The following is a 14,497-nucleotide window of genomic DNA, read 5'->3' as shown; positions in this document are numbered from 1 at the left end:
TCCCGGAAGACCATCCGCCGGGAAATCGATCAGGCCAAGGCGACACCTCGTAAAGCTGGATGTCGCCTTACGGCTCCTGTGAACTGTCCTTCAACACAAGTTCCTGCGGATTGATGAAGTCGCGTCCGTTGGGCTGCCAGCGAATGAGCGTTTCTGCGCCCACAATCCGGCCCGATGCAAGGTCAATCTTGGGCTGATATGCCACGCCGATATCGCGGTCGCGCAGACCTTTTTCAAGGACCCGAATCAGTTCAAGACGCTGATTGCGCGCTTCGAGATGGGCGGCATCATTGATGATGAAGCGCACGCCGCGCGCCGCAGCTTCATCGGCGGCTTGCATCGCCTTCTTAATCCGCAACGACACCGGAAGATCATGATTGGTATCAATGCCAAGGGCCGGCGATCCATTGGACGACTGCCAATCGTGGCTGATTGCAGTCTTGAGCATTAAAGCCAGACCGTCAGCATGCCGTTCAAGCTCAACCGTTTCCATGCGCGGCGCAAGCCACACCAGCAAATCCCGCTCAAAGGCAACATCACCCACCTCGCCCGGCCCTTTGACATAGGCGATCAGCGTGTTGACGAAGTCACCGATTTCACGGTCTGACCAGTCCTCCGACAATTCGGCAAGGTTGGCGATCTTGAGCGCGTAAACATCGCGCTCTGCGCTTGGACGATCGGAACTGATCGCCGAGGTCGTCATGGCATCGACATCGCTGGCGAAATACTTCCGGTTGATCCGCTGGAACCCGAAAGCTGCAACCGCCACCGCCAATAACCCCGACATGATGTCGATGTTGATTGTGAATTCGTCGAGGATGAAGGACGCGGCGAGGAGCGCAATCACCGCAGTCCACAATGGTTTTGACGAGCGCCGACGATTGAGGGCCTGGACCACAACAGCAACACCGACGATAATCATCGTCGGAACCCACAGCAAATCGATAGGAGTACCGCGCTTAAGCGTATGTGCCCCTAATACATGAAAATAAACACCGGCGATACGTCCATTATAATTTAGCGGCATAATGTAATAATCGGACGATTCAAAAAATGTATTGCCGATGATAACCTTCTTACCGCGCAAATCGGATATCGGCATCTTTCCTTCAAGTACATCGACGTAGCTATAAGATGACACAGTGCCTGGATTAAAGGCATAGTCAGGCCGGTAGCGTAATGCCGGTCCTTGATAACCAGCCAGAACCGCAGAAAGCGATGGCTGTTGATTACCCCTGTATTCGACCGCTGTCGGCAAAATCAAACTCAAGCCAAAGGGAGTTGCTTGGCCAATCATCGCCGCAAGGCTCGCCACCTTGCGAAATTCAGGTTGCGGAACAATTTCATCGATTTGCTGGAAGCCATGTTGTCGGGCCGGAGCCATGCCCAGCCAGACCTTGCCCCGGTGGCGTGCCAGTGTTTGGGCAAAACGCGCATCGGATGCAGGCGTTTCGGGATCAGCATGGGCGCGGTCAAACACGATCTTGGTGACGCCGGCAGCCACCAAGCGGTCGATCACGCGGCTGTCATGGTGACGCGTTGGCAAATGGCGTTCGAAACTGTTGAGCGTCTTGTCGTCGATCGTGATGACCGCAATGTCCTGCGGTGCCGGCCGAACGCGCAGCTGTGCGCGGGCTGCGCGGTAAAGATCTTCTGCCGGCAGCGGCAATTCAATGGCCGCCGAAAGCACGCCGATGATCGCTGCCACCAACGCCACTTTCAGGCGCTTGCGCCGCAACAGTTCAGCGCCGGATTTTCTGCGAATAAACGGTGTGACGTCAGACACTTCCTCGCCGGACGAGCCGAACGCATGCCGTATCTTGTCGGCCAGTGTCTGAAACCATCGGATCATTTTACGCGGCATCCAAAAGGCAAAGCCAAAGCTTGAACTAGGCCGTTTTGGTTAATTCATCGCAAACGTAAAAATCACGCAACCTCAGCAGACCGGCCTAGACGACCCGGTCAGCCAGCAACCCCAGCGCGATGGTCAGCCCGCCCAGCCCGATCGACAAATGCCACCGCAGGCGCAGAAATGCCCGGTCCGCAAAACCCAGCGCCCGGTCAATCAGCGGCGAACCCATAATCAAGGCACCAAGATAAAGCAGCGCCGGGCCGGGCCAGTCCCATCCGAACGTCCACGGCAGGAACAATGCTACCGCCAACAGGCTGGGCACCACCGCCACACCATAAGCGCCAGCGGTCGCTTTTCCGCTTTGCACGGCTTGTCCCCACCACACACCGCCAAGAAAGCTGAAGATCGCCGCAGCATAGGCGAAACCACCAGCCAATGCAGAATATCGCCACTCGTGCCCCATCAGGATCAGCGCAAGGCAGATAAGCTGCGGCAGCAGCCCGGCATAGCCGAACGCGCGGGCCGCCGGCGATAGTGATGTTTGTCCGTCCATGGGGCCACAAACCATGGCGCAGCGCCCGGTTCCCGCAGGCCTTGCAGCCCCGCTCGGTTTGGGCCACCTGCTGACCTATGGACTTGTTCGATCTATCGGGCCGTACGGCCATCATCACCGGCGGCAATAGCGGGCTGGGCCTTGGCATGGCCCGCGGACTGGTGAAGGCGGGCGCGAATGTCGCCATCTGGGCGCGCAACGCCGAAAAGAACGCTGCGGCGTTGGCGGAACTTGGCGCGCTGGGGCCCGGCCGGGTGATTGCCCTCGCTTGCGACGTTATCGACGAAGATGCCATCGCCCACGCCATGGCAGAAACACTCGGCGTCTTCGGCCGGGCCGATGTGTGCTTTGCCAATGCCGGGATCCCGGGCGCGGGCACGCCGATCCCCGACATCACGGAAGATGGCTGGAACCAAACCCTCGCGGTCAACACCCGCGGCCCGGCACTGGTGTACAAACATGTCACGCGCCACATGATCGCCCGTGCGCAAGACGGCGATGCCGGGGGCAAGTTGATCGTGACGTCATCAGGCCAGTCGATCATGGGGGTCAACCGATCTTCCGATTACGCCGCCTCCAAGGCCGCCGTGAACGGCCTCACCCGCGCCGCCGCCTTTGAACTGGCACGCCACCAGATCACCGCCAATGCGCTGCTTTTCGGCTATTACGAGACCGATATCACCGCGCGCGCCGACCCGCGGTTTGGCGAGTGGATGGCGCGGCGCATTCCGCTGCGCCGTCCGGGGGACCATGCCGGGCTGGAAGGTCTGGCGGTGTTCTTCGCCTCGCCCCATTCCGATTATATCACCGGGCAGTGCCTGCCGGTCGACGGGGGCCTGAGCATTTCCTGATTGTGCACCGGCCAAGCGGTACCATCTGTGTTGGAACACAAGCCCAGCCAAGCCGTTGGCCGTGAAAGCCTCTCGCAACTGGAACATCCCCTGTGGCCGACGACGATACCAATATCCCCGACTTCGATAACCTCCCCGAAGACCGGGCCCGCCAGCGTGCTGTGCCTGCAGGCCGGATCGCGCGGTTCGGCACTTTCGGGCGGCTGGTGGGCGGCGTGGCTGGCGGGATGGTGGCCGAAGGCGCGCGCCGGATTGCCAGCGGCGAAGGGATTTCCGCGCGCGACCTGATCCTCACGCCCGGCAATGTCCAGCGCATGACCGATCGCCTGTCGCATCTGCGCGGCGCGGCGATGAAGATGGGGCAGATGATCAGCCTGGATGCTGGCGATTTCCTGCCTGACGAATTGTCGAAAATCCTCGCCACCTTGCGCGATCAGGCCAATTTCATGCCGACCAAGCAGCTTGATGCCGTGCTGCGCAGCGAATGGGGGCCTGACTGGCGCAAGCAGTTCCGCTGGTTCAACCCCCGCCCCATTGCCGCCGCCAGTATCGGCCAGGTTCACAAGGCCCTGACCCGTGATGGCCAGGAGCTGGCGATCAAGGTGCAGTATCCCGGCGTCGCCAAATCGATCGACAGTGATGTCGATAATGTCATGACCCTGCTGAAGGTGGCAGGCTTTGCGCCGCCCGAGCTGGAAGTGGGCAAGCTGATGGCAGCAGCCAAGCAGCAGCTTCACGAAGAGGCCGATTATGAGCGCGAGGGCCGCCAGATGGCCCTGTATCGGGAGCGATTGGCCGGCACACCGGGCTTCGTGGTGCCCAAGCTGCACGAAGGCCTGACCCGCGGCTCCATTCTTGCGATGAGCTTTGAAGACGGCGTCAGCATCGAAGAACTGGGCAACGAGCCTCCTGAACGCCGCGATGAGGTTTTCGCCCGGTTGATCCGGTTGGTCACCCGCGAATTGTTCGATTTCGGCGTGATGCAGACCGATCCCAATTTCGCCAATTTCCGCTATCGGCGCGAGACCGGCGAGATCATCCTGCTGGATTTCGGGGCCTGCCGCCCGGTCGATCCGGCTGTTGCCAATGGCTATCGCAAAATGCTGCTTGCCGGGTTGCAGGGCAATGCTGAAGACGTGCTCAAGGCGACGATCGAAGCCGGGTTCATGATGCCGATCGTTGCTGAAAAGCACCCCGAACGGGTGCGGCGGATGATCGACATCGTCATCAACGAAATGCGCGCTGATGCGCCCTTCGATTTCGGCGACCGTGCCTTTATCCCGCTGCTGCGCGAGGAAGGATATGCCATCGCGCAGGACAAGGACACCTGGGCCTTCCCGCCAATCGAGACGCTGTTTGTCCAGCGCAAGGTTTCGGGCACTGCGTTGCTCGGGGCGCGGCTGAAGGCCAAGGTCAATATCCGGCGGATCACGGAAGAGGTGCTTGCCAGCACCAGCCCACTTTCAGCCGCTGCCGCCTAGGCTGCACCAGACCCTTCCCAGCCACTGCCTTGATCAGGGTTAGCCCGCGTTAATCACCCTCTTTCGCCAAACCTTAAGCCTGCACACAATGTTTCGGGCGAAACCAACACGATAAGCGGTGGACAGGTTGTGCGATATAGAATAACGCCGCGCCATGCATGGGGGGATTGAGCACAAGGTCGGTGTGCTGTTTGTGTGTCTCGGCAATATTTGCCGGTCACCGATGGCCGAGGGGGCGTTTCGCGCTGCGGCGCAGGAACGGGGGTTGGCGTGTCTGATCGATTCTGCCGGAACCGCGTCCTATCACACCGGGAGCCCGCCGGATCAGCGCGCTATCGCAACGGCACTGGACCACGGGATCGATATCGCCGGCCAATCCGCGCGCCAGATCGAGCGGGATGATTTCTTCCGGTTCAGCCATATCATCGCGCTCGACCGCGCCAACCTCGAAGATTTGCGAGCCAAGGCACCGCGCGGCAGCACGGCACGATTGGCCATGCTGATGGATCCCGTCGATGGCCGCCGCGGCGAACCTGTGCCGGACCCCTATTACGGCGACAGGGCGGCCTTTGATCTGGCGTGGAACATGATCGGCCTTGGGGTTGATGCGTGGGTCGCACGGCTGGAACGCGAGACGCAGACCCAGGGGGCCTAACCCCCGCGCAGCAACTGCACACCCCAGTCGCGTTCAAACAGATACAGCAGCAGCCGCGCCGCCTCGCCGCGCGGGCTGGTCAATCCCCCATCGCGCTCCATCAGCAGGCGGGCATCGCCATGAGCGACCGGCAACAGCTTTTGCATTTGCGCAAGATCAGCGATCCTGAACGCGGCTTCGCCTGATTGCCGCGTGCCCAGCAGTTCGCCCCCGCCCCTCAGCGCCAGATCTTCCTCGGCGATCCGGAACCCGTCCTGCGTCTCGCGCATCAGAGCAAGCCGCGCGCGACCGGTTTCCGACAAGGCCGGTCCGCGCAGCAACAGGCAGGTGGATTTTTCAGCGCCCCGCCCCACCCGGCCGCGCAGCTGGTGCAGCTGGGCAAGGCCAAAGCGTTCGGCCTGTTCGATGACCATCAGGGTGGCTGACGGCACATCAACCCCAACCTCGATCACGGTGGTTGCCACCAGCAACCGCGCTGCCCCGCTGGCAAAGCGCTCCATTGCGGCGTCCTTCACCTCGGGACGAAGCTGGCCATGCACCAACACCACCGCATCACCAAACCGCTCGGCCAGCGCCGCAAATCGCGCCTCGGCCGCAGCAATATCGGCAAGATCGGGCACGCCGTCGATTTCGCGCACCATCGGGCACACCCAATAGGCCTGTTGGCCGCTGGCAAGGTGCCGCTCCACCCCCGCGACCACTTCGTCCATCCGGTCTTGCGGGACCACGCGGGTGTCGATTGCCTGACGGCCCGGCGGCAATTCATCAAGGCGGCTCACATCCATCTCGCCATATTGCGCGAGCGTGAGCGAGCGGGGGATCGGGGTTGCTGTCATGGCGAGGGTATGCGGCGCCCGCCTGCCCTTCGCGGCGAGTGCAAGGCGCTGCGCCACCCCGAACCGGTGCTGCTCGTCGATCACCACCAGCCCCAGATCCCGGTAATTGACCGTGTCCTGAAAAATCGCATGCGTGCCGACCAGCATCTGGATTGAACCATCCATCAGCCCCATCAAAATGCTCTCGCGCTCCCGGCCTTTGGCCCGGCCGGTCAGCAGCGCAATTTCGACGCCGGTGGGACCGAGCATCTTTCTGAGCGTTTCAAAATGCTGGCGGGCGAGGATTTCGGTGGGCGCCAGCAGCGCTGCCTGCTTGCCCGCCTCGACCGCGATCAGCATCGCGTTCAGCGCAACCACTGTCTTGCCAGCGCCGACATCGCCTTGCAGCAAGCGGAGCATCGGCGCTTCCTGCGCCATATCGCCTGCGATTTCGGCAATGGACCGGCTTTGCGCACCGGTCAGCGCGAAGGGGAGGTGCAGCTTGGCCCGCAGCTCCCCATCGCCCACCAGCGCCGCACCTTTGCGCCGCCGGCCTTCAGCCTTGACCAGCAACAGCGCCAGACTGTTGGCGAGCAATTCGTCATAGGCCAGCCGGTCGCGCGCCTTTTCGTCGGTGGTCTCGTGCGACAGCCTCAGTGCATCGCGCCACGAAGGCCACCCTGAATGGCTCAGTTGACCGGGCTCGATCCATTCCGGCAGATCGGGAAGCCGCGCCAGCGACTGGCGGACAAAATCGGCCACCCGCGGCTGGGTCAACCCGTCCGACAAGCGATAGACCGGCTCCGATATGCGGCCCATATGAGCGGCGCTGTCAGCCTCGATATGGTCGGGATGGACGATCTGAAGCATGTCGCCATAGCGGTCGAGCCGGCCCGCCACCCAGCGCCGCTCGCCCACCGGAACCAGCTTTTTGGCCGCATAGGCCGCTTTGCCGAACCACGTCAGCGCGCAGATATTGCCCAAGCCATCTTGCGCCAGCACCCGGTAAGGCCCGCGGCTTCCCGCACGGGGGCTGCGATGTTCGATTGCGGTGAGCGCGATAATGACCTGTTCGCCCTCGCTCGCGGAATCGAGATCGGCGATGGCCCGGCGGCTGACAAAGCGTTCGGGCAGGTGATAGGCCACGTCCTTCACCCGCGTCAGCCCGAGCTTTTCGAGCGGCTTCATCAGCTTGGGCCCAACGCCTTCCAGCGTGGTGACTTCGGCGAACAGCGGATTGAGAGCCTCGGGGCGCATGTTGCCTTCGCTAACACTCAGATTGCGTCTTTGCGAGTTGTGCGTGTGCAAGCCTGTGGCTAGGTGGTGCCCATGACCGACGCCCAATCTTCTGGCCCATCTTTCGAGCAGCGTCTTGCGCGCGCGAAGTTCCGTTCATGGCACCGTGGCACGCGCGAGGCCGATTACATGATGGGCGGCTATTTTGACCGCTATCACGCCGGATGGGGTGAGAGCGAGCTGGCCTGGTTCGAAGCCCTGCTGGACGAGGATGATGTGGATGTGATGGCCTGGGCCCTTGGCTCGCAGCCGCCGCCGGAGCATCTGGCGGGCGAGTTGCTGGTGCTCATGCAAAAGCTCGATTACGTCGACATTCCGCGCTGACATTCCGCACCGACAGGGCGCGCGGGAACCCTTTGGGCCCGCGCTGCTTGACTGGAAACCTATGCCCGACCTCTCCCGCATCCTCGCGGCCAGCCAGCCGCTGACCCTCGCCTCGCTCCCGCGTGGGAGCTTGCCGTTGGTCTTGTCCGATCTTGCGCGGGCGGCCAAGCGGCGGGCGGTGTTTATTGCGCCTGACGATGCAGCCATGCGCGCAGCGGCAGAGGCGGCGCGCTTTTTCGCGCCAGAGATCGAGGTTTTTGCTTTTCCTGCGTGGGATTGTCTTCCCTACGACCGCGCCAGCCCCGCCTTGTCGATCAGCGCCGAACGGCTCGCCGCGCTCCACCGCTTGCAGCAGCCCGGCGACCGGCAGCAGTTGCTGGTCACGACCGTCAACGCGGTGCTGCAACGCGTGCTCACACCCTTTCGAGTCCGCGAAAGCGTGCGCGAGTTCAAAATTGGCACGACCATCCGGCACGACAGCCTTGCCGCGTTGCTGACCCGGCAGGGCTACAGCCGCACCGATACCGTGATCGACCACGGAGAGTTTGCGGTCCGCGGATCGATCGTCGATATCTTCCCTTCCAGCCTTGATGCCGGGCTGCGGCTCGATTTCTTCGGGGACGAGCTGGAAAGCCTTCGCCTGTTCGATCCTGCCACGCAGTTGACGGTGGAACGGGTCGATTCCCACCTGCTGCTTCCAGCCTCCGAAGCGCTGCTGGACGAAGACAGCATCAAGCGGTTCCGCAGCCGTTACCGCGAGTTGTTCGGCGCGAACGCCACGCAAGACCCCCTATACGAGGCCGTGTCTGAGGGTCGGCGGCTGGCGGGGATGGAGCATTGGCTCCCCCTGTTTGAAGAACGCATGGCGAGCCTGTTTGACCACCTCGCCAAGGACGATGTGGTCCTTATCGATCAGGGCGCGCTGGGCGCTGCGGAAGAGCGGTTGAATGACATTGCCGATTACCATCAGCAGCGCGGCCGGATCGCTGGCGAGAAGAAGGGCAGTTATCGTCCGCTAAAGCCCGATGCGCTGTACCTTGCCCGCGCGGAGTTTGACGCGGGCCTTGCCGCTCTGACCGCGCACCGCGCGACTGGCTTTGCCGCTGAAGGCGGCGCAGGAATACTCGATTTCGGCTTCCGTTCAGCCCGCGACTTTGCCCCGGAACGCGGGCGCGGAGAGAATGTCTACGAAGCTTCCGCTGCCCACCTGAAAGCGGTCATCAAATCCGGCCGCAAGGCGCTGGTCGCGGCCTATTCCACCGGCAGTGCACGGCGGATTGCTTCGATCATCGAGGAAGCGGGCGCACCCACTGCGCTCGCTGATAACTGGCAACAGGCCTTGGGTCTGGCAGCCAAGGCGCAAACGGCCGTGATGGTCCTGCCGCTGGAAACCGGGTTTGCGAGCGACACGCTCGAAATGCTGACCGAAGCCGATATCCTCGGCGACCGGTTGGTGCGGCGCAAGAAGAAGCGCAAGGATTCCGACGCGTTTCTCGCCGAATTGCAGGCCCTGTCGCGCGGCGATCTGGTGGTGCATATTGAGCACGGGATCGGGCGTTACCTCGGCCTTGAACCCATCCCCGTCGGCAAGAGCCAGCACGATTGCGTCGCGCTGGAATATGCGGGCGGCGACAAGCTGTTTATCCCGGTCGAGAATATCGACGTGCTCAGCCGCTATGGCTCGTCCGAACTGGCGGTCGCGCTTGACCGCTTGGGCGGCGAGGCATGGCAGCGCCGCCGCGCCAGGCTGAAGGAACGCATCACCGCCATCGCGGGCGAGTTGATGCAGGTCGCCGCCGCGCGTGCCCTGCGGCAGGCCCCTGCCCTGCCCGCTGACCCTGCCACCCTTGGCCAGTTCACCGACCGCTTCCCCTGGTCCGAAACCGAGGATCAGGAACGCGCCATCGCCGATGTGCTGGGCGATCTGGAAAGCGGCCGACCGATGGACCGGCTGGTGTGCGGCGATGTCGGCTTCGGCAAGACCGAAGTCGCCCTGCGCGCGGCCTTCGTGGCCGCAATGAACGGCCAGCAGGTTGCGGTTGTTGCCCCCACCACCTTGCTGGCCCGCCAGCACTACCAGAACTTTGCCGAACGGTTTGCCGGCTTCCCCCTCAACGTCGGACGCCTCTCGCGCCTGGTCACCACCAAGGAAGCGACCGAAACCCGCGAAGGGCTGGAAAATGGCCACGTCGATCTGGTGGTTGGTACCCATGCAATCCTGTCGAAATCGACCAAGTTCAAGAATCTGGGCCTGGTGATCGTCGACGAAGAGCAGCGCTTTGGCGTCACCCACAAGGAAAAGCTGAAACAGCTGCGCGCTGACGTGCATGTCCTGACCCTCACCGCAACCCCGATCCCGCGCACCTTGCAGATGGCCATGTCGGGCCTGCGCGAACTTTCCACCATCCAGACGCCGCCGGTCGATCGCCTTGCGGTGCGCACCTACGTGATGGAATGGGACGATATGGTGATGCGCGAGGCGTTGCTGCGCGAACATCACCGCGGCGGCCAGAGCTTCATCGTCGTCCCCCGCATTTCCGACATGGCCGACGTCGAGGAATGGCTGCGCGAACACGTGCCTGAAATCAAATCCGTCTCCGCCCATGGCCAGATGAGCCCCAGCGAAGTGGAAGAACGCATGGGCGCCTTCTACGATCGCAAGTATGATGTGCTGCTGTCGACGACCATCGTCGAAAGCGGGCTCGATATTCCTTCCGCCAACACCATCATCATCCATCGTGCTGACCGCTTTGGCCTGGCCCAGCTTTATCAGCTGAGAGGCCGCGTGGGCCGCGCAAAGCTGCGCGCTTATGCCTATTTGACGCACGAAGCGGGCGTAGCGCTGTCAGAAGTTGCACAAAAACGGCTGAAAGTGCTGGGCGATCTCGACAGCTTGGGCGCAGGCTTCCAGCTTGCCAGTCACGATCTCGACATCCGCGGCGCAGGCAACCTCTTGGGCGATGAGCAATCGGGCCACATCCGCGAAGTGGGCTTCGAGCTGTATCAGGCGATGCTGGAAGAGGCGATCATGGCCGCCAAGGCGGGCGAAATGGGCCTCGACAAGCCCCGCGACAAGCTGACCCCGCAGATTACGGTCGATGCGCCGATCATGATCCCGGAGGACTACGTGCCTGATCTTGCGGTCCGTATGGCGCTTTACCGCCGCCTCAACCAGGCCGAAGGGCAGACCGAGATTGAGGGTTTGGCCGCCGAGATGATCGACCGCTTCGGCGATCTGCCCCAGCCGACCAAGAACCTCATTCGCCTGATCGAAATCAAGCATCAGGCGATTGCCGCCAATATCGCCAAGATCGATGTCGGCGCGCGCGGCACGCTGGTTGGCTTCCATCAGGACAGTTTCCCCGATCCGATGGGCCTGATCGCCTATGTCGAACGCCTGAATGCGAGCGCAAAAGATACCGCCAAGCTGCGGCCCGATATGAAGCTGGTCATCAACCGCGCTTGGGCCGATCCGCAAAGTCGCCTGAACGGGTTGTTCCAGCTCACAAAGGGCCTTTCCGGTATCGTGAAAAAAGCGGCAAAAGCAAAGAAAGCCGCCTGATTTCAGGTATCGGCGGCGGTAACCGATACGCTCTGCCCCCGCATCTCCAGCGCGCCAAAGGCTGTGAGGAAAGCCACATCGCCAATATCGCGGCCAACGCCGATGATGACCGTGTCCTGCGCTCCTGCCATGCCGGTGGCGTCAACAAGGTGCCACGCCCCGCCGAGAAACACCTCGGCCACCGCATGAAAATCAGGCGGCGAAACGCCCGGCGCGTAAACGCTGGCGACCCGCGCAGGCACATCGGCCGCACGGGCAAAGGTGACCATGAGATGCGCGTAGTCACGGCAAATCCCTTCGCGCGCGTGGAACGTGTCAACCGCGGTGGTATCGCCATGGCTTGATCCCGGCACATAGCTGAGATGATCGGCGATCCAATCACACATCGCCGCAATCTTGGCGCCGCCAGCAATCGTGCCGAACTGCGTGTCCACAAAATCACGCAGCAAGTTCGACTGACAATAGCGCGACGGCATCAGATAGGGGACGGCTTCACCCGGAAGAAAGCGCGGTGCCATGATGGGCAGATCGGCAAACACGCTGACAGGCCGGTTGATCCGAACCTTTGCCCGGTAATCAACCACCATCTGTCCGTGGGCGCGCAGCCAGATGCGGGTGCCGATGCCATCGAGCGCGGGCACGCGGGCGAGGTGATCGCAGGCAGGCACTGTCAGCGCAGTGTCCTCGACAATCTGCCCGGCGCCCTGTGCCGCCTCCACCTGAAGCAGCACGTCGCACGGATCTTTGAACCAGTAATCCAGGGCAACATCGATCGTCAGGTTCACGGTTAAGCTTTCATTGGGCTGAGGGCGCCGAAGCGGCGGCAGGCCCCGCCTTGGTGAACCGGCAGGGCGCGGCATTGTTTCTGGAGTGCGGGAATAAATGAGCCCCTCGCGCGTTTCCGGGGCGTCGCTATCCGTGCCCCATTCCCCGCGCCGTGCGGGCCAAGGCGAGCACGCTTTCACTCGGCATCGGCTGGGCACGCAAAAAGCCTTGCCAATAATCGCAGCCTTCCGCTGTGATCGCCGCGCGCTGGATCTCGTCTTCGATCCCCTCGGCGTAGACCGCGAGGCCCAAGGCCTTGGCCAGCGCGATAATGGCGCGCAGCACGGCAAGCGCGGTACTGTCTGCCGGCACGCCTTCAACCATTGCCTTGTCGAGCTTCAGCGCATCCAAGGGCAGTTCGCGCAAGTAGCGAAAATTGCAGAACCCGGCGCCAAAATCATCCAGCGCGGTGCGAAAACCAAGACCACGCAGCGCCTTCAGCGCATTGGCAGCCTGGGCCAGATTGCGCAGCAGCACATCCTCGGTGATTTCCAGCATCAGCCGCCGCGGGGCGATCTCGGACTGGCCGATCAGGGCGGCAAAATCCGCAGCGAAGCGCGGATCGCCCAATTCTTCGGGTGTTATATTCAGCGACAGGGTCAGCGTCTCGGGCCAGGTCGCGGCATCTTCCAGCGCCCGGGCGATGACATGGCGCGAAAGCGGCGCAACCAGCGCGGCGCGCTCAGCCACGGCGAACAAATCCCGCGCACCGATCGCCCCGAGGGTCGGATGCCGCCAGCGCGCCAGCGCTTCGGCCCCTACGACCGCCCCTGTCAGGCAGGCAAACTGCGGCTGGAACAATACCTCAATCTCGCGGCGGTCGAGCGCGCTGAGCAAATCCGCTTCGAGCACACCGGGCTTCACGCCCGGAAAGCGTCCGCGCGTTGCGCCGCCGCGCAAGGATGTCAGCCCCTGTTCCATCACGCTCCTCTTACCCTGCCCCCCTTAACCCTTGAATGAGGGCCTGCCTCGCATCAATTGCAATCCGCCCGAATCTGGCACATCAGGGCCAACGCCTAGCACTGCGCCGGGGATAAACAGCCGTACGGCGCTTGGCTGGCGGAGGGGAAATGATGGCGAGCACCAGTCCGACCTATCAGCGCTTGGCGCTGCTCGCATCCGATACTCTGCGTGCGCAGGAGGCCCACGAAGCGTTACAGAGCCAGGGCGATTGGGTGCCGCTGGCCGAGGCGGATGCTGCGGTTGTGCTGGGCGGCGACGGGTTCATGCTTCAGGTGCTGCACGCGATGCTTGATGCAGGGCGCGTGATCCCGGCATACGGGATGAACCTTGGCACAGTCGGTTTTTTGATGAACCGCTATGACAAGCGCGCCGCGATTGCCGCCCGCGTGAACAAGGCGCGGCGGTGGACGATATCGCCCTTGCGGGTCGAAGCGGTGACGCATGACGGCCAGATCCATGTGCTGAACGCGATCAACGAGCTGTCGCTGCTGCGCGAAACCCGCCAGACCGCCAAGATCGAAGTGACCGTGGGCGAGCGCGTGCGTATCCGCGAGCTCGTGTGTGACGGGGTGCTTGTCGCCACTCCGGCCGGTTCGACCGCCTACAACCTGTCGGCCAATGGCCCGATTCTGCCGCTCGACAGCAAGATGCTGGCCCTGACCCCGATCAGCCCCTTTCGTCCGCGCCGCTGGAAGGGGGCGATTTTACCGGACCGGATGAAGATCATCTTGAAGGTGCTCGACCCGGCAAAAAGGCCCGTCGCAGCCGTCGCCGACCAGAAGGAGCTGCGCGATATTTCCGAAGTGCGGCTCCAGATCGCGCATGACTGCGACCTCACCTTGCTGTTCGATCCGGGCCAAAGCCTTGAGGAACGGATCGTGGCGGAGCAGTTCATCACTGAATAGGCTGACAAAACACCGCTTGGACCGCATTGGGCAGGATGCCCGAACACGCGCTGGATTGTGTATTGCCGGATTACTGCGGCGACACACTGATCACAGCATCACAAAACCCTCTTGCAATCCCCTGCCATGGCCCATATAGGCGCGCTTCCGCTCTTCCTGAGACCGCTTGGAAGAGTTGCTCCCCGATAGCTCAGCGGTAGAGTAGGTGACTGTTAATCACTTGGCCGTAGGTTCGAATCCTACTCGGGGAGCCAATTTATTCCGAAATAGCGTTATCTTTGAAAGCTTTAGGCTTATCTGGCCTTGAGCTTCTCCACATGTCAACGGCGGAGTAAAAGTCGGCCATTGGGCGGCGCAAAATCAGGCCACTTGATCCGCGCCTTGGCGAGCGCTGGGAGGGCGTAGCCCGAGCGGG

11 protein-coding genes and 1 tRNA gene are annotated in these 14,497 nt (G+C 62.5%); 7 read left to right on the top strand and 5 right to left on the bottom strand.

The annotated features are described in order from the left end of the window. Nucleotides 1-67: 67 nt before the first annotated feature. Together C0V72_RS14980 and C0V72_RS14975 are read right to left on the bottom strand one after the other, a co-directional pair. Nucleotides 68-1,864, bottom strand: coding sequence for a CHASE2 domain-containing protein (locus C0V72_RS14980; RefSeq protein ID WP_101794944.1), 1,797 nt, complete (start codon nt 1,862-1,864; stop codon nt 68-70). Between the two features lie 85 nt (nt 1,865-1,949). Then, nucleotides 1,950-2,405: a DUF3429 domain-containing protein gene (locus C0V72_RS14975; protein ID WP_101794943.1), complete on the bottom strand. Its 456-nt coding sequence runs from the start codon at nt 2,403-2,405 to the stop codon at nt 1,950-1,952. 77 nt (nt 2,406-2,482) lie between these two features. On the opposite strand from C0V72_RS14975, the gene C0V72_RS14970 reads away from it, so the two are divergent. The 3 genes from C0V72_RS14970 (at nt 2,483) to C0V72_RS14960 (ending at nt 5,392) form a co-directional block, all read left to right on the top strand. Further along, the gene (locus C0V72_RS14970) at nt 2,483-3,256 is read left to right on the top strand and encodes an SDR family NAD(P)-dependent oxidoreductase (RefSeq protein ID WP_101794942.1); all 774 of its coding nucleotides are present in this window, start codon (nt 2,483-2,485) and stop codon (nt 3,254-3,256) included. Between the two features lie 92 nt (nt 3,257-3,348). Beyond that, on the top strand, nt 3,349-4,737 hold the full coding sequence (locus tag C0V72_RS14965; RefSeq protein ID WP_233999972.1) for an ABC1 kinase family protein: 1,389 nt from the start codon (nt 3,349-3,351) through the stop codon (nt 4,735-4,737). A gap of 154 nt (nt 4,738-4,891) precedes the next feature. Then, the gene (locus C0V72_RS14960; RefSeq protein WP_101794941.1) at nt 4,892-5,392 is read left to right on the top strand and encodes a low molecular weight protein-tyrosine-phosphatase; all 501 of its coding nucleotides are present in this window, start codon (nt 4,892-4,894) and stop codon (nt 5,390-5,392) included. On the opposite strand, the gene recG is transcribed toward C0V72_RS14960, so the two are convergent. Then, the gene (gene recG / locus C0V72_RS14955; RefSeq protein ID WP_101794940.1) at nt 5,389-7,464 is read right to left on the bottom strand and encodes an ATP-dependent DNA helicase RecG; all 2,076 of its coding nucleotides are present in this window, start codon (nt 7,462-7,464) and stop codon (nt 5,389-5,391) included. The two genes, C0V72_RS14960 and recG, sit on opposite strands and share 4 nt — an antisense overlap. 72 nt (nt 7,465-7,536) lie before the next feature. On the opposite strand from recG, the gene C0V72_RS14950 reads away from it, so the two are divergent. Continuing rightward, nucleotides 7,537-7,827 (top strand): FAD assembly factor SdhE, encoded by a 291-nt coding sequence (locus tag C0V72_RS14950; protein ID WP_101794939.1) that lies wholly within the window; start codon nt 7,537-7,539, stop codon nt 7,825-7,827. A 61-nt stretch (nt 7,828-7,888) separates the two neighbouring features. Further along, a complete protein-coding gene (mfd, locus tag C0V72_RS14945) occupies nt 7,889-11,389 on the top strand; it encodes a transcription-repair coupling factor (protein ID WP_101794938.1) in 3,501 nt (1,166 codons plus the stop codon). A 2-nt stretch (nt 11,390-11,391) separates the two neighbouring features. On the opposite strand, the gene C0V72_RS14940 is transcribed toward mfd, so the two are convergent. Next, entirely contained in the window at nt 11,392-12,174 is a 783-nt protein-coding gene (locus C0V72_RS14940) for a transglutaminase-like domain-containing protein (RefSeq protein WP_233999971.1), read from the bottom strand. A gap of 127 nt (nt 12,175-12,301) precedes the next feature. Next, nucleotides 12,302-13,135 (bottom strand): EAL domain-containing protein, encoded by an 834-nt coding sequence (locus C0V72_RS14935; protein ID WP_101794936.1) that lies wholly within the window; start codon nt 13,133-13,135, stop codon nt 12,302-12,304. Between the two features lie 152 nt (nt 13,136-13,287). On the opposite strand from C0V72_RS14935, the gene C0V72_RS14930 reads away from it, so the two are divergent. Together C0V72_RS14930 and C0V72_RS14925 are read left to right on the top strand one after the other, a co-directional pair. Continuing rightward, nucleotides 13,288-14,082 carry an NAD kinase gene (locus C0V72_RS14930; protein WP_101794945.1) on the top strand — a complete coding sequence of 265 codons (795 nt, stop codon included), beginning with the start codon at nt 13,288-13,290 and terminating at the stop codon, nt 14,080-14,082. A 179-nt stretch (nt 14,083-14,261) separates the two neighbouring features. Continuing rightward, nucleotides 14,262-14,336 (top strand) — tRNA-Asn (locus C0V72_RS14925). The last annotated feature ends 161 nt before the right edge of the window (nt 14,337-14,497 follow it).

The organism is Porphyrobacter sp. TH134, from assembly GCF_002855495.1.
Taxonomy (GTDB): domain Bacteria; phylum Pseudomonadota; class Alphaproteobacteria; order Sphingomonadales; family Sphingomonadaceae; genus Erythrobacter.
The sequence above is the reverse complement of the archived record's forward strand: the minus strand, read 5'-3'. Positions and strand labels throughout refer to the sequence as shown.

Bases quoted from the DNA above. Each gene is read 5' to 3' on its own strand.
- C0V72_RS14930 (WP_101794945.1), top strand. From the start codon at position 13,288: ATGGCGAGCACCAGTCCGACCTATCAGCGCTTGGCGCTGCTCGCATCC.
- C0V72_RS14950 (WP_101794939.1), top strand. From the start codon at position 7,537: ATGACCGACGCCCAATCTTCTGGCCCATCTTTCGAGCAGCGTCTTGCG.
- C0V72_RS14960 (WP_101794941.1), top strand. From the start codon at position 4,892: ATGCATGGGGGGATTGAGCACAAGGTCGGTGTGCTGTTTGTGTGTCTC.
- C0V72_RS14970 (WP_101794942.1), top strand. From the start codon at position 2,483: ATGGACTTGTTCGATCTATCGGGCCGTACGGCCATCATCACCGGCGGC.
- C0V72_RS14975 (WP_101794943.1), bottom strand. From the start codon at position 2,405: ATGGACGGACAAACATCACTATCGCCGGCGGCCCGCGCGTTCGGCTAT.
- C0V72_RS14935 (WP_101794936.1), bottom strand. From the start codon at position 13,135: ATGGAACAGGGGCTGACATCCTTGCGCGGCGGCGCAACGCGCGGACGC.
- mfd (WP_101794938.1), top strand. From the start codon at position 7,889: ATGCCCGACCTCTCCCGCATCCTCGCGGCCAGCCAGCCGCTGACCCTC.
- C0V72_RS14980 (WP_101794944.1), bottom strand. From the start codon at position 1,864: ATGCCGCGTAAAATGATCCGATGGTTTCAGACACTGGCCGACAAGATA.
- recG (WP_101794940.1), bottom strand. From the start codon at position 7,464: ATGCGCCCCGAGGCTCTCAATCCGCTGTTCGCCGAAGTCACCACGCTG.